This is a genomic window from Komarekiella delphini-convector SJRDD-AB1 (assembly GCF_014831675.1).
Taxonomy (GTDB): Bacteria; Cyanobacteriota; Cyanobacteriia; order Cyanobacteriales; family Nostocaceae; genus Komarekiella.
The window spans coordinates 44,185-68,993 of the sequence record NZ_VJXY01000010.1 but is presented as its reverse complement, the minus strand read 5'-3'; the positions used below and the strand labels follow the sequence as shown (position 1 = coordinate 68,993).

18 protein-coding genes are annotated in these 24,809 nt (G+C 42.4%); 6 read left to right on the top strand and 12 right to left on the bottom strand.

From position 1 onward, the window contains the following. Positions 1-1,786: 1,786 nt before the first annotated feature. The 4 genes from pgmB to FNW02_RS11465 all read right to left on the bottom strand — a co-directional run bounded on the left by pgmB (position 1,787) and on the right by FNW02_RS11465 (position 10,321). Positions 1,787-4,828, bottom strand: coding sequence for a beta-phosphoglucomutase (gene pgmB, locus FNW02_RS11480; RefSeq protein ID WP_191757676.1), 3,042 nt, complete (start codon positions 4,826-4,828; stop codon positions 1,787-1,789). 98 nt (positions 4,829-4,926) lie between these two features. Next, on the bottom strand, positions 4,927-7,353 hold the full coding sequence (locus FNW02_RS11475) for a sucrose synthase (RefSeq protein WP_191757675.1): 2,427 nt from the start codon (positions 7,351-7,353) through the stop codon (positions 4,927-4,929). Between the two features lie 200 nt (positions 7,354-7,553). Then, positions 7,554-9,986, bottom strand: coding sequence for a response regulator (locus FNW02_RS11470; protein WP_191757674.1), 2,433 nt, complete (start codon positions 9,984-9,986; stop codon positions 7,554-7,556). Further along, positions 9,983-10,321 carry a hypothetical protein gene (locus FNW02_RS11465; RefSeq protein ID WP_191757673.1) on the bottom strand — a complete coding sequence of 113 codons (339 nt, stop codon included), beginning with the start codon at positions 10,319-10,321 and terminating at the stop codon, positions 9,983-9,985. Before FNW02_RS11465 ends, FNW02_RS11470 begins: the two co-directional genes overlap by 4 nt. A gap of 190 nt (positions 10,322-10,511) precedes the next feature. Between FNW02_RS11465 and FNW02_RS11460 the strand changes: the two genes are divergently transcribed. The 3 genes from FNW02_RS11460 (at position 10,512) to FNW02_RS11450 (ending at position 13,561) form a co-directional block, all read left to right on the top strand. Continuing rightward, on the top strand, positions 10,512-11,117 hold the full coding sequence (locus FNW02_RS11460) for an exopolysaccharide biosynthesis protein (protein WP_191757781.1): 606 nt from the start codon (positions 10,512-10,514) through the stop codon (positions 11,115-11,117). A gap of 301 nt (positions 11,118-11,418) precedes the next feature. After that, a complete protein-coding gene (locus tag FNW02_RS11455) occupies positions 11,419-11,565 on the top strand; it encodes a hypothetical protein (protein WP_191757672.1) in 147 nt (48 codons plus the stop codon). A 181-nt stretch (positions 11,566-11,746) separates the two neighbouring features. After that, positions 11,747-13,561 (top strand): RluA family pseudouridine synthase, encoded by a 1,815-nt coding sequence (locus tag FNW02_RS11450; protein ID WP_191757671.1) that lies wholly within the window; start codon positions 11,747-11,749, stop codon positions 13,559-13,561. A 225-nt stretch (positions 13,562-13,786) separates the two neighbouring features. Here FNW02_RS11450 and FNW02_RS11445 read toward each other — a convergent pair whose 3' ends face one another. Next, positions 13,787-15,181 carry a hypothetical protein gene (locus FNW02_RS11445; protein WP_191757670.1) on the bottom strand — a complete coding sequence of 465 codons (1,395 nt, stop codon included), beginning with the start codon at positions 15,179-15,181 and terminating at the stop codon, positions 13,787-13,789. A 778-nt stretch (positions 15,182-15,959) separates the two neighbouring features. Next, positions 15,960-16,262 (bottom strand): hypothetical protein, encoded by a 303-nt coding sequence (locus FNW02_RS11440; RefSeq protein WP_191757669.1) that lies wholly within the window; start codon positions 16,260-16,262, stop codon positions 15,960-15,962. Positions 16,263-16,410: 148 nt separating this feature from the next. On the opposite strand from FNW02_RS11440, the gene FNW02_RS11435 reads away from it, so the two are divergent. Beyond that, positions 16,411-17,196: an MlaE family ABC transporter permease gene (locus FNW02_RS11435; protein WP_191757780.1), complete on the top strand. Its 786-nt coding sequence runs from the start codon at positions 16,411-16,413 to the stop codon at positions 17,194-17,196. A 258-nt stretch (positions 17,197-17,454) separates the two neighbouring features. Here the strand turns inward: FNW02_RS11435 and FNW02_RS11430 are convergent, their stop codons facing one another. Beyond that, positions 17,455-17,880, bottom strand: a complete 426-nt coding sequence (locus FNW02_RS11430; RefSeq protein ID WP_191757668.1) for a hypothetical protein — start codon at positions 17,878-17,880, stop codon at positions 17,455-17,457. 386 nt (positions 17,881-18,266) lie between these two features. Between FNW02_RS11430 and cruF the strand changes: the two genes are divergently transcribed. Together cruF and cruG are read left to right on the top strand one after the other, a co-directional pair. Beyond that, positions 18,267-19,175 (top strand): gamma-carotene 1'-hydroxylase CruF, encoded by a 909-nt coding sequence (gene cruF / locus FNW02_RS11425; protein ID WP_191757667.1) that lies wholly within the window; start codon positions 18,267-18,269, stop codon positions 19,173-19,175. Between the two features lie 135 nt (positions 19,176-19,310). Continuing rightward, entirely contained in the window at positions 19,311-20,504 is a 1,194-nt protein-coding gene (gene cruG, locus FNW02_RS11420) for a 2'-O-glycosyltransferase CruG (protein ID WP_191757666.1), read from the top strand. Between the two features lie 93 nt (positions 20,505-20,597). Here the strand turns inward: cruG and rnhA are convergent, their stop codons facing one another. From rnhA to FNW02_RS11395, 5 genes are all read right to left on the bottom strand, one after another. After that, on the bottom strand, positions 20,598-21,509 hold the full coding sequence (gene rnhA / locus FNW02_RS11415) for a ribonuclease HI (protein ID WP_191757665.1): 912 nt from the start codon (positions 21,507-21,509) through the stop codon (positions 20,598-20,600). 99 nt (positions 21,510-21,608) lie between these two features. After that, complete coding sequence (locus FNW02_RS11410) at positions 21,609-22,670, bottom strand: alpha/beta fold hydrolase (protein ID WP_225225586.1); 1,062 nt, start codon at positions 22,668-22,670, stop codon at positions 21,609-21,611. Next, on the bottom strand, positions 22,651-23,112 hold the full coding sequence (locus FNW02_RS11405; RefSeq protein WP_191757664.1) for a protein tyrosine phosphatase family protein: 462 nt from the start codon (positions 23,110-23,112) through the stop codon (positions 22,651-22,653). The genes FNW02_RS11410 and FNW02_RS11405 overlap by 20 nt, the downstream gene beginning before the upstream one ends. A 27-nt stretch (positions 23,113-23,139) precedes the next feature. Next, the gene (locus FNW02_RS11400; RefSeq protein ID WP_191757663.1) at positions 23,140-23,604 is read right to left on the bottom strand and encodes a cupin domain-containing protein; all 465 of its coding nucleotides are present in this window, start codon (positions 23,602-23,604) and stop codon (positions 23,140-23,142) included. A gap of 11 nt (positions 23,605-23,615) precedes the next feature. Further along, complete coding sequence (locus tag FNW02_RS11395; RefSeq protein ID WP_191757662.1) at positions 23,616-24,035, bottom strand: GNAT family N-acetyltransferase; 420 nt, start codon at positions 24,033-24,035, stop codon at positions 23,616-23,618. Positions 24,036-24,809 lie beyond the last annotated feature (774 nt).

Below are 24,809 nucleotides of genomic sequence, written 5' to 3'. Positions count from 1 at the left end.
ACGCACGATACTCAGTCAGTCGTTGTAACTCTCACTACTCCCCTCTCCCAAATTTGGAAGAGGGGCGCCAAAGGCATAGTGAGAGGATATAGTACAAAGTCATTAAACGTAGATTGCATAACAACAAGATTCAACATATATGCAAATCACATCCTTGAAATTGCTTGAACAATCACAATGTCATTTGTAAATCGAAATAGTAATGGTTGCGTACTTTAGCTAATACAAAGTTGCCAGAGATATTATTTGTTTCAAAAAATAATACTTTTGGATCACTTAATGGTTATTAGAGATTTCATTGAATCAAGTCAATGATTCAATGTTGTCAATAAAGGGAACAATTAACTCAATTGTCGTCAAGGAAAGCCACAAGAGTTTCTTTTGCAACTTTGTATAATCCAGCAGCGCAAAGATGGATAACTTTAACCTATCAAAACAATTCAGAGCATCAATGCAGATATTAATACTTCTGCGTTAAAGGAGAAAAAAGCTTGAATTGCATCCTTGCTCTTTGCCCCAATAACATATCTCCCACATCATAAAAGAAGTGAAGAGTGCTTATCAGTTAAGCTCATCCCATCCTCAACAAGGGGATGGAATTTCACGTTGACTGTTAACTGTTAACCGTCAACGGCATCGGGACGTCTTTCATCCCATCCTTAGAAGGAATGGGTTTTCTCGACGCCTTTTTATAAGTAAAGATGAAAGTACACCAAAATAAAACGTCATCTTACATCTTCACTGACTATACTATTGATTTAATTGTTCTTAACTAAGAACTTACCTTCTAGATGAAGCAAAAGTGAAGATTCTGGCTTGTGGCTAAACAAGTCTTTCAACCTTTAATTTCTGCCGAAAACAAAAGATGCTTCAACCTGATTTGGTGATGCACATTTGCTATGTGGCATGTAGCGGTTTAAAATTTAGCCTCAGTAGCAAACTATGATGGCATAGTTACTTTACCTGCCTGATTTCTGTAGCACTCAGAATTCACATAATTATATTTTTGCAGTTAGGTTAAATCGATACACACACTACTGAAAATTAGCCGAGACAATTTCTGGGAGCCTGTAAGCTTTTAATTAGATCCCATACAGGCAAAACACTAGCTGTCAAAGCAATGAACTTTTGTATTGAATTTTAGAAGAATTTCGCTTTCAAGCTATCAGATTACAGGATATCAACATCATAGTAAACCGTATAAGCACATATAAGTTTGTGCTTAATCGTACAGACTATGTTACTAAAGTAAGAGTCTTGATATCGAATTTAAGGCTAGTTGCTCTGAAGTGGAAAAAATTTAGCGTAAGTCTTGCCTACATCAGTATTGTCTAATTTTTTAGTACTTTAGGTTAGAGCAAGAACCTATCATTTTATGTATCAACTATGACGTCTATCATTTGCTTTTAGATATTTAGATAAGGTTGGCTCGTTTCTATAATCTCACTGTCAAAACTAATACGCAAGGACAAATAAGACAGTTAAGGAAATTTTTAAGACAGTTAAGACAGTTAAGACAGTTAACGAAATAATAGGCGTTAAGCTACAGTCGCCAACAAACAACAATCCTTTTTTGTTCTGCGTGCTAAAATTCTTTGATTGTATGGTTATTTATAGGTGCTATTAGATGCCAAGGGTAGATTTTTCTTGGTGTCTTCTCTGCGAGACGCTTTACGAACGTGTCTTGGTTTCTTAGTAACGCATTAGAGACGTTGCATTGCAACGTCTCTACATGTTCTGTCTGTCACATTGTTTTTTTAATTGGTATAAAATTGCCTGACTCTTGTTATTTTTTTTGTGTAGTAATACTATTCAATTTAGCTTTGAGGTCTGTCCATTTGACGCCTGCTAGGTTGGGTAGGACAACATGAGCTGCGCCAACTCGTTCGGCTGGGCCGAGTCCTACCGTCCACATACCAGCGGCTAAAGCGGCCTCAACGCCTGCTGTTGCATCTTCTACGACTACACATTGCTCTGGTTTGAGTTTTAGCAGGTTGGCTGCGTATAGAAAGAGGTCGGGTGCTGGTTTGGGTTTCTGCACGCTATAACCGTCAGCGATCGCATCTATTTTGTCGGCAATACCTAATCGCTCTACTACTGTGCGGGCATTTTTGCTAGCTGAGCCAATTGCTATCTTAATACCAGCTTGCCGCAGTTCATTTAAAAGTTCAATTGCTCCTAATGACAAATCCCTGGACGTCATATTTTGGATTAAGTCTACATAGTAACCGTTCTTGCGCTCCATCATCTCTTCAAGTTGTGCTTCCGAATACGGTCTATCTCCAACTATCAGCATTAGAGAAGCACGACGGGATATACCTCGCAGTGCTTCGTTAGCCTGTCGATTAAAAGGTATACCCTCTTGATCTGCTAATCTTTGCCAAGCTAGGTAGTGGAATTCTGCTGTATCTGTGAGCACACCATCCAGATCGAAGATGAATCCCTGGATGTCGGAGCTATGGGGAGAAGTTTCCATTTGGTATTTTGGGGAATTAGGGTAACTCACTGAGGAGCCAGCATCGTGGGGAGTCAGTACTACGGGAGATCCTAACTCAGGTGACTGGGATTGGGGATTAGGGGAGAAGGAAAGTTGGAGAAATTCTAATTGGTGAGTTATTTCCTGAGCAACCTGTTCTTGGTGTAGGTCGAACTCGTGCCATTTACCACGCCATTGCAGTTTAAACTTGAGGCGCGTCCAGCCAGGGGGTAAGTGGGGGTTGGCTATGGGCCCATCTTCTGTAAGTTGTATACCACCGAACCCTAAAATTACAGCCTGCCAAATGCCACCAGCGCTAGCTCCGTGAATTCCATCGGCGGTGTTACCTCTGGTATCTTCGAGATCTACCATAACTGCTTGCATAAACCGTTCGTAAGCTTCTGCTGATTTGCTCAAATCTGAGGCTAAGATGGCGTGAATTGCTGGACCAAGGGAGGAACCGTATGTAATATCAGTGCGGGGTGCGTAGTAGTCCCAGTTTGCCTGCAATGCTTTTTGGTTATAAGGAAAATCTTCTGATTGACGCATCAAATAGAGGAGCATCAGCACATCTGGCTGTTTGAGCACCTGTCGCTTGTTAGCTCCTTCGATGCCTAAAATAGCTTGCATGGAGCGATCGCGTGGTTCATAGTCTGCTAAATTAATATCTTCCAGCTGGAAAAATCCCTCGAACTGCTCGATTAATCCTGTTGACGAGTCGTAGAAAATCAATAATTTAGCAGCGATCTCTTGCCAGTGCGTTCGCTGTTCTGGACTAAGTTGCAGTTTTTGCTCTAACTCGATAGCGCGCTCAGGAAAGTTTTTTTCAAGCCAATTATAAACTGCGATCGCTTTTTCCAAATGCCATTGCACCATTCGGTTAGTGAAGGTGTTGTTGTGAACGAACTCGTGGTATTCATCTGCGCCAATTACCCCACGAATTTCATACTGTTGGGACTCTCGATTAAACTCAACCCGGCTTTCCCAGAACACAGCGGTATCTAAAATAATCTCTGCGCCACAGTCTCGCATCCACTCATCATCGTCAGTAGCTTGCCAGTAGTACCAGACAGCATAGGCGATATCTGCACTGATGTGAATTTCGCGATCGCGACACCAAATCCGCACATCGTCCGCATAAAAATCATTAGGTAGTGACCAACGAGGTGTTACCTCATCTCCAGTCACAGCACTTTCCCAAGCAAACATTGCTCCTTTATACCCATCATGAAATGCTTTGCGTCGCGCTCCATTTAATGTGTGGTAGCGATAACTGAGCAAGTTACGGGCTATAGCTGGTTGAACATAAGTAAAAAAGGGCAGAATAAAAATTTCTGTATCCCAAAATACATGACCGCGATAGCCAAACCCGGAAAGGGTTTTCGCGGGAATACTAATGTCATCTTGCCGTGGTGCGGCGATTAGCAGCTGAAACAGATTGTAACGCACGGCAAAAGCCGCTGTACTATCTCCTTCAATGATAATGTCACTTTGCTGCCAAACCTTATCCCATACCTGCTTGTGGGCATCAAGCAGCGTTGTATAATCTGGCAGGTGCGCGAGTTTTTCTTGAGCTGTTGCGACTGGTGTATCAATCTCCCGTGAGGTAAAAACTGTGACAATTTTTTCTATGGTTACAGTCTGTTGTGATACAGCGAAGAAGTTCGCGCTTGTTGTCGGATAGCCAGGTGCGCTGTTGAATTGCAACGCTGCCTCAGTTCCCGATATTGTCGTCTTAGCAGCCATGCCGATTTCAATTCGGGAGTTACGGGTGCGACGATACAACCAAAAACCTTGATCTGTTTTACCTTGGTCTAGCCCTTCCCAATGATTAAAACCCTGATTTTCGGGATAGCCGTTGATGCTAGCCTGAACTTCAATCAACCCATCGAAATCTACTGGCGTTAACTGGCAGCGTTGCCCTAATATATGTTGATCTGCCAGACTAGCAAAGCGTTCAAAGTGGATGTCTATAGTCTTACCACTGGGAGAACGCCAACGCAGAGATCGGCTGAGAATACCTTGGCGTAGGTCAAGTTGGCGATCATATCTTAATATCTCACCTTGATCGAGGCGGAAGCGTTCGCCATTGACAATTACTACCAATGGTAGCCAGTCAGGACAATTGGCGAGTTCGGTGTACACCACAGGAACATCATCATAGACACCGTGGATAAAAGTAGCTGGCAATGCATTAGTATACCCTTCCTCAAAGCTGCCCCTTGTTCCCAAGTATCCATTGCCGATTGTAAAGACGGTTTCTTTAGAGTGCAACTGCTTAGGGTCAAACTGGGTTTCGATTAATATCCAATCTGTGTAGATAAAATGGCGAGAACGACCGTTGGTATCCATAGAGATGGGGATTGGGGATTGGGGATTGGGGGATGGGGATTGGGGATTGGGGAATTAGAACTAAGAAAGAGTTTTGTTGATAGCCTGTCCTCTATTCTTTAATTACCTGTTCCCTTCATATTCATATGTTGTTCTAAAATCTTTTCTGCTCTGGGTTTATAAATAAGATGAAATAAGGTTTCCATGTAGCGATCTCTCGCTTCGTTATTTTCCGGCATGACAAAATTCCAAAAGCTGAAAATTTTCGCTAGCAATAATAACTGATTAGTATGTAGTTGCCAATTGTACCTATTCCGAATTCGCTGACTCATCCACTCAGAAGTTTCTTCCCAATGTTCGGGATGGGTGTCACATTGGTCAAGGAAGTCCAAAATTTTCTTTGCTGTTCCTGCTAAATCGGTGGGGTTGAGATTAAATCCATTTTCTCGATTTTCAATAATTTCTAAAGCGCCGCCAAATTGAGTGGCGAAAGTAGGCAAGCCAGAAATCATTGCTTCTAAAATGCTTCGTCCAAAAGCTTCAAAAAGAGCAAAGTGAACATAAATTCCCTTGCGATCGCCAATTATTCGGTAGGCTTCGCCGAGGTCACGACTAGGTAAGCGCATTCCTAGCCAGCGAATATTTCCGTGGAGACGATATTGATCAATAATGTCATAAACTTTTTGAATTTCTCCTGCTTCTTCTGGATTTGTAGCTTCATCTGAATGTAGTTTACTAGTCAATAAAATCAGGTTGCAATGCTCTTGTAAAGCCTGACTTTTGCCAAAGCATTCAGCCAAACCAGTGAGATTTTTGATTGAGGTGATGGGAGCGACGGCAAAGATTGGTCGCTTGTTGGGGTTATCTAAATGACCAAGTATTTGGGGGTCTTCGCGGTTAAATAGTAGTTCATTAACTTGTTGACACAGGCTTGGATCTCGGTCTTCTTTTTGGCTGTAGGGAAAGAAGATGTTTTCATTTACTCCCGGCGGCACCATATTGAACTTAGGACTGAACAAATCTATCCCATCAACTACATGATACAAATGAGGCATAGTAAATAACTTATACGACTCGTACTGACCTATGGTTTCTGGTGTACCGACAATTTCCTGGTAGGACGAGGTGATAATGAAGTCGGCTGCATTCATGCTGATTAAATCAGCGGTAAATTGTGCCGAAAAATGGTATTGGTCTTCTAAGTCTTGCCAATATAAATTACTAAATAAATATTTCGGTTTTTCCAATGAGTGAGCAATGTTGCATTGAGTGACTTTCATCCGGCGGGAGAGAAGAAAGGCTACTAAATTGCCGTCGCTGTAGTTACCAATAATCAGATTAGGACGACCTTTGAATTGAGTTAACAGATCTCTTTCTGCATCAAGAGCAAATTGTTCTAAATAGGGCCAAATTTCAAATTTAGAAATCCAATTGTTGGTTACTTCAGGGTTGAATTCAGAAAAAGGAACTCGCAAAATCCAGGCATTTTCGGTATCATGAACTTTTTCTAGGCGTAGGTTGCAGAATGTACCTTCGCAATTAGGAATGAGCCGGGTGAGAATAATTACATGAGGTTTAATACCCAGTAGATCTAGTCCAGCAAGTTTGATTTCTTGATGCAGTTTGTTTTCTAAGCTGCGAGCTTGTTCAAGGACGTAGATGACTTGACCAAGTGTTTCATCTCGCCCTAACACGTCCTCTTGAGCAACCCAGCCATGTATAGAAATCAGGACAACGCGAAAAACAGCGGGGACACGGGCCACAAATGCTTCGAGAATGGCTGGTTGTGGAGTATCGATAAGTCGCTCAAGGAGTTCTAGGGTTTCGCGGACTCGCGCGGCTGTATTACCCCAACCTGGTTCAAAACCGAGTTCTTGGAATTCTGAGCGAAATTTCTCGTAAGGTTCGTTTGGGTGTCGCTCACTGAGGAAATGCAGGGCTAGTTTAACTTGTTTAGCTAACTGAATACCAGAGGGAATGCGATTATTGAGTAGTAGACGAATCCCATTGTGCTCAAGTCTGTCTAGGGCTAGATACAAAAGGTCTAACCAATACTGGGGGTCAGTCAGTAATTGACTGCACAGGTAACGGTTGAGAAAGGCTAAACCTTGACCAATATTTCTGGGGTCGTCGATATTGGGAGAACTCTTGTAAAAGGGATGAAGGTCTATTTCGAGGATGTGGGGTTGGTAGCGGTTAACTAGGCGATCGCTCACATCTAGCAGCGCTTGAGGCTTCATCAGCTCGAACCTATTCAAATCGGCTGTCAGTCGCCAAACTTCTGGGCTAGCAATCCTGGGTCGAATCACAAACCAGGTATTTTCCTCTTCCAAAATTATCTCATGAGTGTAGTTTATTAGTTTGCCAACCGAGGAAGAGTGATAAAAGTAAGCTGGTTTTTCGGATTGCTGACAGTAGTCGGCAAAAGTTTGCAAAATTTCATTTCTCAGGAAGTATCGTTTACCTGATGTACTTAACGCATAGATCAACTGACGCAGAGCAGTTTTCTCATCACTATCAAAGACAGATTGAACTAGTTCATGCATGACGAACTCCAGAAGTCTAACTGGGTTACAACCTCATTTTTCTCTCCTCAACAACTTTGCTTTTGTATGACACGTTCTATGAGGCACAATTCCCTCTTAAGAATAGTTAAACTTGCAAATCTTCGCTTCTAACTATGGGATGAAACCAATTCGCAATTAAACTAAGCCACCCACTTTCTTGTGGGGTTTACTGAATGAATTTAGTTGTGTTGTCGGAGATTTACAATCTTCCTCACTAACTCCTCTGGTTTTAATGGCTTGGTGATGTGAGCTTGAAATCCAGCAGCCAGGGCTTTTTGCTGGTCAATATCTCCGGCATAAGCAGTTAATGCGATCGCCGGAATTGTTCCCCCCTGATTGGGTGGGCGTGAACGAATTTGCTGGATCAGCATGTAGCCATCCATCTGGGCCATGCCTATATCACTCACAATTACATCAGGAATAAAACAATCAAGTACTTGCAATGCTTCTAGCCCAGACGCTACGGCTGTCACCTTTGCGCCACTTTGTTCTAGCAAAAATGCTTGAAACTCACGAGTATCAGCATCATCATCCACGAGCAAAATTTGCAGGTTGCTTAAAGGAGTCTGGGCGCTTTCTGCTTCAACGTGGGCTGGCTCAAGTATAATTGGTGATTCCTGGTTCAAGATAGGTATTTGAACTGTGAAGGTTGCGCCTTGATTCTCACCCAAGCTTTCTGCTTGGACTGTGCCACCGTGCATTTCCACAATTTGGCGCACGATCGCAAGCCCTAGCCCCAACCCTCCAAATCTGCGGGTTGTCGAGCTATCCTCTTGCCGGAAATACTCAAACACATGCGGGAGAAATTTCGGTTGAATGCCAATGCCAGTATCTATCACCCGGATCTGAGCCAGTCGAGCAATTTGCCTGAGTTCAACGATGACTTGTCCGTCATCTGGTGTGAATTTGACGGCATTGGTAAGCAAGTTCCACACCACTTGCTGCAAGCGGGCAGCGTCACCAGAGATAGGTGCAGTCAGAGCAAGATCAATCTCTAAGTTAATATTCTTTGCTTGTGCTGCTAAACGCACCGTTTCGACAGCAGCAGAAATAACAGAGGTTAAATCAACGGGAGCCACCCTTAAGGACAGCTTGCCCTGCATAATGCGCGAAATGTCAAGTAAGTCTTCAATTAATTGTGATTGCAGTTTGGCATTGCGCTGGATTGTTGCCAATGCTTCGCGTTGACGGTCGGCATTGAGCTTGCCGTTTTGCAGCAGTTGTGTCCAGCCCAAAATGGGGTTAAGGGGCGATCGCAACTCATGAGACAGCACCGCTAAAAACTCGTCTTTAATCTGGTTAGCTCGTTGCAACTGTTCTGCGTGCTGCTGAATCGAGACAATTAGGTTTGCTCGATCAAGGGCGATCGCTACTTGCTCAGACATCAATTGCAGCAAATCGATTTCTTCTGAAGTAAAGCGAGTGCGCGTACAGCTACCAAACGAGATGGTTCCCAATAACCGTTCCTGCACAATCAACGGTTGACTAACATAAGCGGTGGTATTCAGGTCACGGAGGATTTGAGCATCAGAATGAGTGGCAATTTGGGCGTGGTCGAGAACGACGGCAGATCGTTCTTGAGCCACCCATCCACAGATGTGTTCACCAAACTCAATCGACTTGATCACCTCAGCCACCTCTTGAGCATTACCCTCATAGTTTTTCAAATGCAAGATGGGGCGATTGTCTTTTTCCTCTACGATGTAGTTGTAGTAATAGTCCAACCCTAACTGGAGTGAAAGTTTGCTAAATAGGTTGTGCATGAGCGTCATGGGTTGCTCGACCGCAAGTAGATCGCTGGTGATGTCATAGAGCAACCGAAAACGAGCTTCACTTTGTTTGAGGGCGATTTCGATTTGTTTGCGATCAGTAATGTCGTAGGACATTGCCAGCACAGCATCAACTCTCCCAATATCGTTGCGTAAGGGTGTGCCATGAGAGATATAGTAGCGATTGTGGCTAGAATGCTCTAAGCTAAACGATTCGCCATTGAGAGCTTGACGGTAGTAGGGTTCGTAGTTTGCTGCGAGGGTGGGTTCAAGCGCTTCCCAGAGTGTTTTGCCGACAAAATTTTGAGTGGTCATGCCGACTTGCTCCAGCGCTTCGCCTTCTGCAAGCAGGTAGCGCAAATCGCGATCCAAAATAAACACAGCACCATGAGGCAGGTTTGCCGCAACTTGACGAAGGCGGATTTCGCTTTGGTGTAGTGCTGCTTCGGCAAATTGGCGATCGCACTTTTCTTGGGCTTCTTGCAATGCTCGTTGGATACAGGGCACCAACCGCCCTAAGTTGCGCTTCAGCACATAGTCGGTGGCTCCCAATTTGAGGGCTTCGATCACCAATTCTTCGCCTATACTGGCAGAGACGAAAATAAAAGGCGTGTCAGGACAAAAGTTTTGGGCAATTTCCAAGGCCGAAATGCCATCAAAACCGGGCAAAGAATAATCTGCCAAAATCAAATCAAACGCATTGGTTTCTAATGCCCTCATAAAGTCAGCGCGAGTTTCCACCCGTAGCAGTTCACAGTCAACGCCGCTATCGCTCAGCATGAGATATATCACCTGTGCATCCAGAGGATTGCCTTCGAGCAGAAGAAATCGGAGTGCTGTCATAACTGTGCCTCATGCTTTGAGAGCGAAAAGTATAACGTTGTGCGCCCTGGTCGGTCACGCCTTCTGCCCAGATGCGTCCGCCATGTCGATGAATGAGGCGATCGCGGGTGTACTTGATTGCATTCCACAATAAATTTTGCAGCACTAACCACAGTAGCACTGGGTCGCCCTCTACCGCTGCCAATGGCTCGATCTGCCAGTGAAGCGATCGCCCGACCAGTTCCGCCTGCAACTGCGATTGTACCTGCTTGCTGCACCAATTGACTGATAATAACGGTTGTGGAACGCATTTCTGTCTGCCCTAGGCGTGAAAATTCTAGTAGATCGTCTCCCATCCCATTTTTTTGCTTGAAGTCCCCTCTGACCGATAACTAATCCGGCGCAAGCCCCTGGCTTTAGACATGGGGTCAATTACCTGAGAAAAATTTGGTATTTTAAGAATTAGCTATGCTTGTATTTATATTTACCTTTTTTTAATTAAGTGAAGTTGGTTATTGTGTGGCAACTCGCATCAACTCGCGCCAAATGCATCTGAGATTTTCTCAAGACATTAAGTCCCTGCTGCAACGCCTATCTGAACAGTCGTTGACTCTAGGCGATATTCTGGCAGAAACTTCTGAACGGGGATTTAGCCTAGTAATTGCATTATTAGTTTTGCCGTTTTTGTTTCCTATGCCACCGGGATTAGCTGGGCCGTTTGGTGCTGCTTGCTTGCTGTTATCAGTACAAATGGTCTTGGGGAGGCGATCGCCTTGGCTACCCAGAAGAATCGCTAACTACAAATTTCCTCGCTCTTTTGCCAAGTTACTTTTGCAAAACCTGGGACGTCTTACCAAGGTGTTACAAAAAATCGCCCGTCCTCGGTTAGCGAAAATAGCCCATCATCCTTTAACTTGGCGAATTAATGGGCTTTGTATTTCTTGGTTAACACTGTTGCTCATGTCACCAATTCCCTTTACAAATCCCATCCCCACTGTAGGTATTTTACTTTTAGCAGTTGCCACTATCGAATCTGACGGTTTATTAATTTGCATAAGTTACGTAATCACTGCTTTGATTACCTTACTATTTGCCTTCATTGGTTATGCACTTTGGTTAGCTCCCAGTTGGCTACCATCTATATTTAAATAATAAAAGCCCTCAGCCAAAGGCTGAGAGCAATAATTTTTAAGGGTGCATCTACTATTTATTTATCCATCTCACTTATTGCCGCATCCGGGAAAATCTTACCCATTGCAAAATTATTTTTTATGCACAAAATTATAAATTATTACTTATTATAAGTTGATACAATAAAAGCCCCCAGCCAAAGGCTGAGAGCAATAATTTTTAAGGGTGCATCTACTATTTACTTATCCATCTTAGTTATTGCTGCATCAGGATAAACTGGGTTTTTTATTTGTCGTAATTACAAAAATGTTAAAACTTAACAATGAAAAGTTGGCAAAAAAAAAGCCTTCAACTAAAAGCTGAGGGCTTTGATTTAATTAAGGTGCATCTACTATCTATATCTCCGCTTTGGTTATGCCTGCATCAGGAAGAATTGAAAAAACAAGCGCTTTTAGAGATGGAAAAATGAGGTTATTTGTTGCTGGGGAAGTGGCGATAGCTCTGATTCTGGTATGATTCGAATATAGGAAAACACTCAGTAAACTCTCTGTCAAATAAATTTAAAGTTGCTCGGTGTGATAGATGATGCTTGATAGTAGTAAGCTAAAACGCAATAATTTCAGATATAGAAATTAGCCATATTTTAAATCATGCCTTATACAGTACTTCTGCACGCGCTTGCAGATTTCATGAATTCTAATTGTGCAGTCAGTGATTTATCTGTTAGCTATTACTACGAAGGATATTGTCCTCAAACTGGTAAAACTTTAAGACTGCCCCGCACCCCAATGGCCGAAGCGATCGCTCACGGTTTAATGCAACACCTCGCCAAAAATGACCTTTATAATCGTGAGGGCAAGATGTATGGCATATTACTAGTTGAACTACCTACTGGCGAACAACGTGTACTAAAAGCTTTCTCTGGTCTTCTAAATGGTTATGCTATTTTTGATGGCTGGGTGCCGCCAATTCCCGGACGAAGTCAAGTTGCTCTAGAGGAAGCTCGCACATTAGCCCAATTGGATGCTATCAAGCAAGAACTTATTACCCTGAAGCAGTTGACCGAACGGCAGCAGTACGAAGTGCTCTTGCGCGAGTTTGAGCAACAGTTACAACAAATGAGCGATCGCCATCGATATTGCAAACATCAACGGCAGGAAAAACGTCAGCTACTATACGAGAAGTTGCAAGGAGGAGCCAGCACTGCGAAGAGAAGTTGGAGCGGAGGCTTCCTCCGATCCAAACTTCGGGGATGGTCTCCCTCCGCAGGCGACTGGCGTCGGTTTCCCTCCGGGCAAACTTCGGAGGAAACTCTCACTGCGGAAGCACTGACTATTGCCTTAGAACAACTCGACGCCGAAAGCCGTTTGCATGGAATTGAGCGACGGCAGCTCAAACGCCAGCAAAATGAAGTGTTACAGCCGCTCAAGCAGCTGATTACAACGACCGATGAACGGATGCGTGAACTCAAACAACAGCGTAAAGCGCTATCCCAGCAATTGCAGGCTCAGATGCACGCAGCCTACAGCCTGACTAATTTTTCCAGGCAATCTCTATCGTTGCAGCAATTGATGCCATTCGGTATGCCTACTGGCACAGGAGACTGTTGTGCTCCAAAACTATTGCACTATGCAGCAACACATGAGCTAAAACCATTAGCAATGGCAGAGTTTTGGTGGGGAGCGTCTTCAATGAATCAAAACAAAGTCCAAGGAGAGTTCTATGGAGCTTGTGTAGAGCGCTGTCAGCCATTGATGGGGTTTCTGCTTTCAGGATTAAAACCTAATTTACCTCGTCGGGAAGGAGAAGTTTTAAGCTCCTTTAGCAGGGGAGGAGTCATACCCATTGTTTATGAAGACGAATGGCTGATTGCTGTGAACAAACCCCCAGGACTACTTTCAGTACCCGGTCGTTATCGCGATCGCCAAGATAGCGTCGTCAGTCGGTTACGTCATTTATTACCTGATGGCATAGCGCTGGCGGCTGTGCATCGCCTGGATCAGGAAACTTCAGGGATTTTACTGCTAGCTTGCGATCGCCAAACCCATCGCCAGCTAAGTCGGCAATTTCAACAACGACAAATTTACAAGGTTTATGAAGCTGTAGTTACCGGCTCCGTAACAACTGCTCAAGGTGTGATTGAACTACCCTTGTGGGGAGATCCTCAAAATCGCCCTTATCAGCAAGTCGATTGGCAGCGCGGTAAACCCAGCTTGACTAAATTTCAGGTAATAGCCAGAGAAGGGGACTACACTCGTGTAGAGTTTATACCACTTACAGGACGCACCCATCAATTGCGGGTTCACGCTGCCGATTCGCAAGGACTTGGGGTAACAATTTTAGGCGATCGCCTCTATGGATGTGATGCCGTTGCCAATCGCTTACATCTTCATGCAAGGGAACTTCGCTTTGAGCATCCCCAATCGGGACAAACACTACATCTCAGAACAAAGACGCCGTTTTAACCGTTTTTCACAAGAGTGAAGGTTCTGTTGCAACAATCATCTAATTTTTAACGAACCGCCTTCTCTACAAGAGGCTTCCGCCAACGCGTAGCGGACGCACCAGAAGGACGCAAAGGACGCAAAGAGAAGGAAGAAATGCTTGACTGAACTGTATTGATATAAGAACAAGCAATTGACCAAATAATTACGAATTATGTTGACTTGACAAGTTTTAAGGCAGGTCTATTACTTTTCTGGGTGTAAATTGTACCAGCCATACCAATGGCGAACTGCTAGCCAGACCACTGAGAGTAAGCCGGCTACGCTAAGGGTGAGTCCGCTGAACGGTACTAGTAAACCAAAGACGGGTAATACTGCACCAGCAATAGTGCAGATAATGGCAGCTAGGGAAGCACTGCGGTTTGCTCCCAACCCCCATGTTAAAAAGAGTAAGACTAGGGAAATCAAAGTCCAAGCTAACTGAGCATTCATCAAGCGACCCAAATAGGTTAAAGCCAGCAGACAAGCAAAGAAAATACCGCCTGCGATCGCAACATTTTTGAGACTCATGGGTAGCGACCAATATAGTAATAATATCCACCACAAAAATAATGCTGGTGCTAGCAATAAAATTCGGGGAATGATGCCAGTGTGGCGAATGGGTTCGGTATTGGTAAATACTCCAAATGGGTTTTTTACAGAAACATTGTCATCAAATATCCAAGTAAATTGGGTACTGCGTCCGTCAGCTTTAATCTCATTGGGTACAATACCACTCGCAAAATCAGCAGGAGCGAAGTTAGCGATCGCCGTTAAGCGGAAATTAGAAAGCAACTGACTCGTTGCACTATAAACCCAACGGGGCCCTCCTTGAGCTTGATAGGTGACTCGAAAGCTAGTTTCTTCACCTGGTTGCAGGCGGAAAGGAAAGCTATATTCCCCCGGATTAGTTTGCTGGAGTCGAGTCCGGTCACGCTCTACTTTATAGCTGGCAAGTAGCGTGTAGCCATTGGGCGGCGGTACTTCAAAAAAGAAACTACTAATATTTTTGAGTTGATTGACAACTTTATAATCAGCCGTGTAATCTGCGCGATAAATTGAGCTGCGACCTTGAACATCTGTGCTTTGGTCAAGCTTGACCTGAATTTGTGAGCCAGCTAGCGTTAGGTAGCGGTTGACTTCTCGCGTCTCATTTACTTGGACTATCTTGCCATTAACTTGGGTGGTATAGGTGTATGGTTCTTGCGTAACGTAGCGTACTTGGGGCGCAAATTGTTCGAGTTTCTCGCCTGCAACACTTTGGGTTACTTGAGCCACCTTTGCCTGTTCCCAGTGGTGGTAGCGATTGCTCAAAGTTGAACAAAAGAAAAATCCAGTCACTAATAGAATTAATACCAGAGCTAAATGCTGCAATCCCCGTAAAAGTTGGGAATAACGAACAGCCCATTCACCAATGAATATCAATTGTTCTGGGTGATTTCGACGTAGAGAAAAACTTATCAGAGCGATCGCAACTCCCAAAGCTACGATCAAAAATACTAATAATAGTGAACCTTTGAGCACTTGAGTTCCAAATTGGACTAGCTCAGTTGGATGTGTCAGATCGGGCAATCCGGGGATGCCTTGAGCAAAAGATGACATTATCGGGTGTTTGCAGAATTTGGAGTACCAGACTGATAAAATCCCTCAAAGGTTTCTGAAAAAATGTCTTATATAATACCCGATATTATGCTCAAGTGCGGCTTTCACTGCCACGCTGACTTATACGATTTCACGTTAATCACGACCTGCAGAGACGTTGCAATGCAACCTCTCTACTACAACGGGCGTGTATTAAAAATCAAAAGCCTGATCGCGAAGATCAGGCTTTTGAAGGAAAGAAATGGGGCAATATTCCCCAAAGTTTAGTTATAGATGGTAAACATAAAATCGATAGTCTGATCAGGGATACCACCCCAACCGGATCAATTCCAGAAAATTAGCGAGGAAATTTGAAATAACTTTTTTCTTATTGTGCTCAGCAAAATACAGCCCCAAGCTGGCTCATACCACAACGTGTATGTATCAAAAATCAAAAGCTCAGTCGTGAAGACCGAGCTTTTGAGAAAAGATGAGGCAATATTCCCCGAAGTTTAGTTATAGATGGTAAACATAAAATCGATAGTCTGATCAGGGATACCACCCCAACCGGATCAATTCCGGAAAATTAGCTAAAAGATTTTGAATAGCCTTTGTCATCAACATTATGAGCAATACAGTAACCGACTGATAGCGTGAGCGTGTAGGATTTAGAGGTGAAAAAAATTACCTTTATTTATTTTTCGGCTTTTACTAATGAATGATACATTTAGTAGCTGGCAAGAGTGGCTAACGGTATTAGCCTATCTAAGTTTTACGGTTTTCATCATCTGGCGCGTATTTACCGCACAGAAGAATTGAAAAAACTGCATATTAGCTTACCAGGGTCTTTTTGTTTAAATGGCAAAACAGTCCCGTCTTGTTGCACTTTGACTTGCTCACGACAGTTGTAGACCTCAATAGGCCTTCTGACTCCATTCACACTCACAGTTGCTCTGTATTCCCAATAATTTTTGGCACTTCGGTTGATACTAAGAATGCAAATCTGCTGACCACCATGATTACGGCACACAGACGCATAAGATGGCAGTGCCACTGAGATCGAGAGTATCAATAGCAGCACAAAAATAACGTATTTATTCATGGTCATATTTGAAAGATTAACGCTATTTTCCGGTAGAGTTTACTAAGCTGAGTTGATCCATGCTGAAACATTATCCTCAAAATTTGAGGGCAAGCAGCGTCTATTCATGAACCACGCCTTAACATAGGTGCAAAAAAAGTCAGTCTTAATGGCGATTAAATTGCAACCCCAAAAAAAATTCGAGCAGTCCTGCATTGTACGCTGTTTTGCTGCAATACTCCTTTGTGGTCAAGTCTGGCTGCATTTACTCCAAGGAAAAACTTACTACCGCAAGATTCTGCAACACATGGTGACTGCTGGGCCAACTTCTATCTCTCCAGTTCTGCTTGTGAGTGGTTTTGCAGGTATGATTTTTACGATTCAAACTGCAAGAGAATTAGTGAGATTTGGGGCTGTCAATGCGGTGGGAGGTGCTTTTGCATTAGCTTTTTGCAGAGAACTGGCTCCAATTTTGACTGCTAGTATTCTTGCGGGACAAGTAGGCTCTGCTTATGCAGCTGAAATAGGAGCAATGCGGGTGACAGAGCAAATTGATGCACTGTATATGCTCAAAACTGATCCAATTGATTATTTAGTACTTCCGAGAGTAATTGCTTGTTGTTTAATGATGCCTTTTATGACAGTTTTTGCTTTATTTATGGGTATCATTGGTGGAGTTTTTGCCGGTTCACAGTTTTACCAAATTCTGCCAGAAACTTTTTTAGAGTCAGTCAGAAATTTTTTAGAACCATCAGATTTGTTTATTGTTTTGCTTAAAGGGTTTATTTTTGGAGCTTTAGTTGCTATCAACGGTTGTAGTTGGGGTTTAACAACAAAAGGAGGAGCCAAAGAAGTAGGAGAATCAGCAACAAAAGCAGTTGTCACTACTTGGATATCGATTTTTATCATGGATTTTTTCCTTTCTTTGTTGCTGTTTGAGCATCCTACATTTTGACTCTAAGTGTCAAAATTTCTCGTCTTTGATCGCACCAACAATAGCATGCTCGATCAAGAAACAAATTAAACTTGAAAAAGATCCGATTGTAGATGCTCTCTATCCCATTATTGTCAGCACCATTTTAATTTCTTGGCGTATTTGGCAAAAGCGCAAATTGCCAATATCTCAGCCGAATATCAACAAGTTCAAACTGCCTTAGAGCAATGACGCCGAAAGTATCAAAATTGATAGTAAATTTCGGAAATTTACTTGATATCAAATTAACTTGTAGACTAGCGCACCCAAAGCTAAACCTGCCAATGAAAAGATAGATGTAATCACAAAACCTAGGCCTTCTCTAAAACCAGCTGTTTGAAAGTCTATCTTGACTAATATAGTCGCAGAAAGGATGAGTAAGGTATCAAGAAATACCCGAAACCAGGCAAGCATGACGAAGAACAAGAAAGCCGCTAAAACGGCAACACCAAAAGACCTAGTATTTGATTTAAACAAAATAGTATAATAGCGTGCCATCTTCGACCAAGGAGTGGTTAACGTTATCAGTAAAAGTAAGATCGCAACTACAACTACCAACCACACAAACAAAGGGGGACGTGTTTCAGATATTACCCAGCCCAAGGTACTGTAGCTAAGCAATACTAGTGCCAAAGAAACCCAGGGAACTCTTTTTAAAATTGACATGGGTTTATATCTGTACTGGGTCAAGCTATTATTCCACAACTTTGTAGGGTAATTAAAGGCTCTATTTTACTTGAGGATTTGATGAGTTGCTGACATTTGTCCACCCTCAACCATATTCAGGTATAAAACGCCTCTGAGTATCAGTAAGACAAGAAACCCAAAGCAAACCAAACGAAGTTATGTATATCTTGACTATCTTGGCTTAGACTGGTAAGTCTATCATCATATTTTTTATTGCTTCAATCAATAGGCTGTTATGCTCTGCCCAACCAAGCCAAACAAGTTTGCTCCAGAATTGCGACATAAAGTGTTTAAATATGTTCTTAAACATTTGTAAACTATTAGCAGCCGAGTAGCCGCGTATCACATCTTGTTAAGGAATAATCATGAGACAACTTGTTATTGCTGAGCGCGTATGCCTCATTGGTCATATCGTGTCAAAGGCATTTGGACTGGTAGGGATGCTACTTGTAGTACCTCATGCCGAAATAATTTTAAACTTATCGCAGGTTGGAGAAACTGCCATACAGTTAAGTATGGCTGGTGGTGGTGTAGTTGATATCATTTTGGGGACGATCGCTGTCTCTATTTATGCCTACCGATCGCTAGGATTGGGAGCTTGGCTGGCTTTTATGCTGCCGGCTGTGTTTATATCTTTGGGCAGTGAACTACTGGGAACCAGCACGGGTTTTCCATTTGGTGATTATAGCTACTTGAGTGGCTTGGGTTATAAAATTGCGGGGCTAGTTCCTTTCACAATTCCTTTATCTTGGTTTTATGTTGGGCTGTCGTCTTACCTAATTGCTAGATCTGGTTTGAAAGTGGCTCAAAAACCCAGTTGGGGTCGCCATATTGCTGCTATAGCTGTTGGTGCTTTGCTGTTTACTTGCTGGGACTTTGCCCTTGAGCCAGCTATGAGTCAATCGGCTTTGCCTTTCTGGTACTGGGAAAAACCAGGAGCTTTCTTTGGCACACCTTACCAAAACTATGCAGGTTGGTTTGGTACTAGTGCATTGTTTATGAGTGTGGCAGGATTATTGTGGAGAAATACCTCAATTAAATTAAAGCGATCGCAGCTCAATCTGCCCTTGGTTGTTTATTTAACTAACTTTGCCTTCGCCGCCGGACTGAGCTTGGCTGCTGGGTTCTCCATACCTGTGTTACTAGGCTTATTTCTAGGTGTGGCTCCCGCTGTGGTGCTGTGGTTAAGAAGCTCAACCACACCCGCTCAAGTTGCTGTTGAACCAGCAACCAATGAAGTCTCAGTAGCAAGCATCAAAGTTGCTTTGAAGTAAGTCCATAAATTGGGGATTGGGGATTGGGGGCTGGGGACTGGGGACTGGGGATTGGGGAGCAAAAGAATAATTATCTTTACCAATGCCCAATTGACATTTTTATAGTCGGGATTTTAATTGTTAAGTATTTTGATAGTGGACAACGCCTTGACAGTAGAAAGCGCCATATCGCTTTTCTTGCTACTTATCCAAATACCAGCAACGGCGATTTTGCTTTCGCGCTTGCTGAAGGGGCCAAGACGCCATCCTCCGATAGAACCCCAACAGCCAACACCGGAGCTTTTGGGTAGTGTTAGCGTTGTCGTTCCTACATTGAATGAGGTTCTTCGTATTAGCCCTCTGTTAGCTGGCTTAAGTCGGCAAAGCTACGAAGTCCGGGAAATTATCGTTGTAGACAGCAAGTCTCAGGATGGCACTCCCGATTTAGTTAAAGCAGCACAGCAGCAAGATCCCCGCTTTCGCCTAATGACAGATGACCCTTTACCATCGGGTTGGGTGGGGCGTCCTTGGGCGTTGCATAATGGCTTTTTGCATAGTTCAGAAGACAGTCAGTGGTTTATGGGACTGGATGCTGATATTCAACCCCATCCTGGTTTGATTGCTGGTTTAGTGAAGACAGCCGAAGCACAAGGCTATGATCTGGTTTCTCTTTCGCCCCAGTTTATCCTCAAATATCCAGGGGAGTGCTGGTTACAACCGGCTTTGTTAATGACTCTGCTTTATCGGTTTGACCCAGCGGGGATCAATACGGAGCAGCCAGAAAGGGTAATGGCTAATGGACAGTGCTTTTTGTGCCGTCGTTCTGTTTTAGCGACTGTGGGTGGTTATACGAGTGCGCGTAGTTCTTTTTGCGATGATGTCACCTTGGCACGGAATATTGCTGCTCAAGGGTTTAAGGTAGGCTTCTTAGATGGTGCGAAAGTATTGAAGGTGCGGATGTATGAGGGAGCTATGGAGACATGGAAAGAATGGGGGCGGAGTCTCGACCTCAAAGATGCATCTTCTCCTGCTCAGATTTGGGGAGATTTATGGCTACTCTTTGCAGTCCAAGGTTTACCCCTTGTAATTGTCCTTGCTTACCTCTTTTCCCCTCTTCCCCTCTTCCCCTCTTCCCCTCTGCTCCTCTTATTGGGACTAAATTTATTTCTACTACTGATTCGCTTTGCAATGCTATTAGCGATCGCACCCTCTTATGATCGTAAAAGCGTCAAAGGTGGCTGGTTATTCTGGCTTTCCCCTTTAGCTGACCCCCTAGCAGTACTACGAATCTTCTTGTCTGCGTTCCGCACCCCACGCGAATGGCGGGGACGCAAATACAGTGCTGAGTAGTTAGTCAACAGTCAACAGTCAACAGTCAACAGTCAACAGTCAACAGTCAACAGTCAACAGTCACTATTTGTTCTCCCCCTGCACCCTAACTCCTCACTCCTCACCTTCACCTCCCACTTTATCGCCGCGTTCCAGTTCCCAAAGAATTTGATTACCTTCACGACGTACCCGTGATACTATCCAGTTTCGCCAGCGCCACTGATCTCCTCGACTAGTGACGGCGCTAGCGTGGACATCCATCAAGTCTGCTAGTTCAGAACTGGTGATTAAATAACCTTTTTCGGAAATTTCATCAGCAATACGCAGAGTTTCGATTAAGTTGCGGAGTTGCGAAACCCTCATCTCAGGCAGTTTTTCGTCATTTGTGGCTGCGGCTGTCCCAGTTGATGGTTCCATAATGGTTATTTCTGATGTAGAAATACTGATTTGCTGTGTGCTTTTGTCAATTATTGTAGAGTTTGCTTTAAAGTCAGATACTTTTGCTACATTTAGTTCACTTTGGGAATATAAAGATTTATGAGAATGTTTAGGGAATAATTGCTGTAGGGATGGGGTTTTGCCACTAGCATAAGTGCGAGCAATCACATCACAACGTTCGTTACCTATGTTACCAGAATGTCCTCGGACGTGTTGCCACTTTACTAATCGGCTATTGAGTTTATCAAGGGTTTCCAAAAGGTCTTGATTTTGGACTGGGTTGCCATCTGACTTTTTCCAACCTTTTTTTTTCCAGCCTGTAATCCACTTGGTAACGCAGTTAATCAGGTATTCGCTATCGGTATAAAGGGTTACGGGTTGAGTTTGTCCAGACGTTTCCAAGAACTTTAAAGCTGCGATCGCAGCTTGCATTTCCATCTTATTGTTGGTGGTATGGGGGGATGCATCGCCCATTTCGTGAATTGAGCCATCACTAAAGTAAACAACGACACCCCAACCGCCAGGCCCAGGATTACCAGTGCAAGCGCCATCAGTATATATGCTTTGGATTATATGTTGGGTGGACATGGTGAGAATATGGAACTGCAAAGGACATACAGAGAAGTTTGATTAGCGGATTTTGGTAAATAATATTCAGGTTATTATACTGGTTAATACTCAAGCTAGTTAATAATCGATATTTTGAACTTTTTGTAAAAGTTGTGTAACTGCTTGTAGAATTATTTCTCGCTGATCTATCCAAACAAAATGACCGCTCTTTTCTGCTAATAATTGTTGGCAGTCAGTTGAAAGCAATAGTAAATTAGAGTGCATTTTGTTACGAAGTTTATCGGCTGATTGTATCGAAAAATAAAGCCTCCCTAAGGAAGGCTTTAGAAAAGTATTTGCTTTGATATTAATAATTGGAATCATGCCAAAATTCTTAGCTTTTTGGACTTGATAACTACTGGTATTTAAACTCCACATTTCTCTAAACATAGTTAGCCAATGTTTTGCAGAGTAAAAAGATGTTTTAACGATTTTTAATGATGTAGGCGAAAACTGGCGAAGTTCTTTTTTGATAATTTCAAATGTACCCAGTATACCTAAAAAGCGAACAATTCCTAATGTAGCCCCAAGGGATGCGATCGCAAAAGAAATTGAGAAAAATAATTTCAATATCTGGAGACTAATAGGCATCGCCAACATCAATTTTTCATGCAAACCATCTGTTAAAACCATTCCTACTACTTCTTCACGAAAATGATGAGCATATAGACGCATATTATAAGTACCGAATGAGTTACCTACTAAAATGTAAGGCGGCTTAATTTCTGCTTTGATTAGAAGACTGTGTAATTCTTTGACAATCTGTTCACTAGTACGCGGTTTCCAATTTGATTGACTCCAACCATATCCGGCTCTGTCATATATACAAACCCGTGTAAGTTTAGCTAATTCTTCTACCAGTAAATATCCCTCTATTCCTCCAAGGCTATGATCTAAAACTATCGTTGTATTTCCTTCACCAGCGCAATATAGATGTAATTGATGACCTTCCACATCAATCAACTTACCTAATGGCTTCGTATACAATTTTTCTTGTCTGCTAGCAATTGTATGATATGCAGTTATGCCTAGTAAAAAGAATAGTTTCCAGTTAAATAAGGCGAATAAAGTTGATATCAAAAATTTAATTTCTCCAGATGAATATACTTTTTTATAGCTTCTATGAATGATAATTATCAATCACTTCTTGCATAAACTTACTCCAGATTTCATTAGGAATCCAAATCTGATTCAAATCCTGCTTAGCCTCTTGATCATTCATGCCTTGATGAAGGCGACGATAAAGATACATAAAAGCTGAAACTCTCTTATTAGCAGCACAATGGACTAATATTTTTTTATTGGCGTTTGCTTCTAAGGTGTTAAAAAACTCTGTTACATCCTTAATAGTAGGATTTTCCCAAAGCACAGGAATGTGTGCATACTCCATGCCTTGAGATTCCACAATTTGTTTTTCATTAAGTAAAGCATTACTCGATGTTGACAGTGCTAAATTCACAATTAATTGGTATCCTGATTGTTTAATTGCTGCAAACTGTTCTGCGGTTGGTTGTCCGCAAGTAGCAATTACATCTGATAGCTGAAGAAAGCTGTCTATATCTTCAAGACGCTTGGTAGACATATTTACAATTTCCTTGATTTTTGTAGTTTAACTTTCGTACAACGTTCCATCTTTGTGTGTGAAAATTCGACCGCCATCAGCAGCAGATTTAGCAATCAAGTCATCATCTGGATAGTAAGCTTCATCATTGGGGCTTCTATCTCCAACTTCTAAATACACTACCACTGCATTGGAATGATTCACTAGATGGTGTCCATCTGCTTCCCCTGCTGGAAAAGCTGCCATCATTCCCGGTTTAAGGATTTGTTTTCCTGCATTATTAACTAGCGTCACTTCACCTTCTATGACATAAATAAACTCATCTTGGCAAGTATGCCAATGTCTGAGAGCAGAACAGCTTCCTGGTGCAAGAGTGACTAAGTTGACACCAAAATTTTTCAATCCTGCCACATTTCCTAATGCTTGTTTTGCTCGTCCTACTACGAGAGGCTTAAATTCATTTGGGTAAATCGAAGTTGTCCGACTTGGTATATTTTCTGGTTTAATAATCATTTGTAACTTCTTTAGGTAATTGGTTTTCCCCTATACATTAACTGAATTTGTCCCATATTAGTTGTAAAACCCCAACGTTCATAAAATGGGATCATTTCTGGTAAACAGTAAAGAGCAACATTTTCAACTGCGCTTAACTGGGGATGATTAATCACTGCATCTAGTAATTTATTGCCAAGTCCCATCTTTCTATAGTTCGGCTTGATGATGACATCATAAATAGTTGCTCTATATACAAAGTCAGTGAGAACGCGAGTAAACCCAATCAATTGTTCGCTGTCATCTACTAAACCAATAATAATATTTGATGCGTTCAACATTTTAACAACTTGCTGATATGTACGGTTTTTAGTCCAAAATTCATTTTTGTACAATTCTACTAGTTCTAGAATATGATTTTCATTCAACTTGGCAATAATTTTGTAAGTCATGAGCAATTTACAAGTAAAAATAAAATGTGTGTGAAAGCAGACTTTATTTATTTAACCTCAAGTTTTGAAAATACAAAACTTGTTATATTCTGAAAAAGTCATTTAAAACTCTACAAAGAGCGATAGACCGCTCACTACGAACATAAGTTTTATCTGATATTTAATTACGTCTACCCACCTACCATCTGTAGAAATACCTAAATAACGTTCATATCTCAAGAATGTGCAGTTTGCTGCTTGTCCTTTGCATAGATGGTGTTGCAAAGAGTTTTTTGCGTTACAATGATAACGATTCTCATTATTTACAGGCTATGGTCAGTTCTTTAATCCAGTTCCGGGAAGCATTAACTTGTACAAATTCGCCACACCTGCCTTCACATCTTGGCGATCGCTATGCAAAATTCCTTTCCGGGAACTCAACTTAATAGCGATCGCCAACGACCAATTAAGCTAATACGCGTCTAAATTGCATAACTACTCTTTGTAGCTGTTAACTGTTGACTGTTAACTGTTGACAGTCAACCTTAATATCGAGGTAATGTGCAATTTAAATGCATATGATTCATTGAGCAGTTTTTAGTTCATTGGAGAGATTTTTTGGGATATTGAGCGATAATTCCGCTGGAGATTTTCCTTTTAAGCTAATGCGCGTCTAAATTGCATAACTACTCTTTGTAGCTGTTAACTGTTGACTGTTAACTGTTGACAGTCAACCTTAATATCGAGGTAATGTGCAATTTAAATGCATATGATTCATTGAGCAGTTTTTAGTTC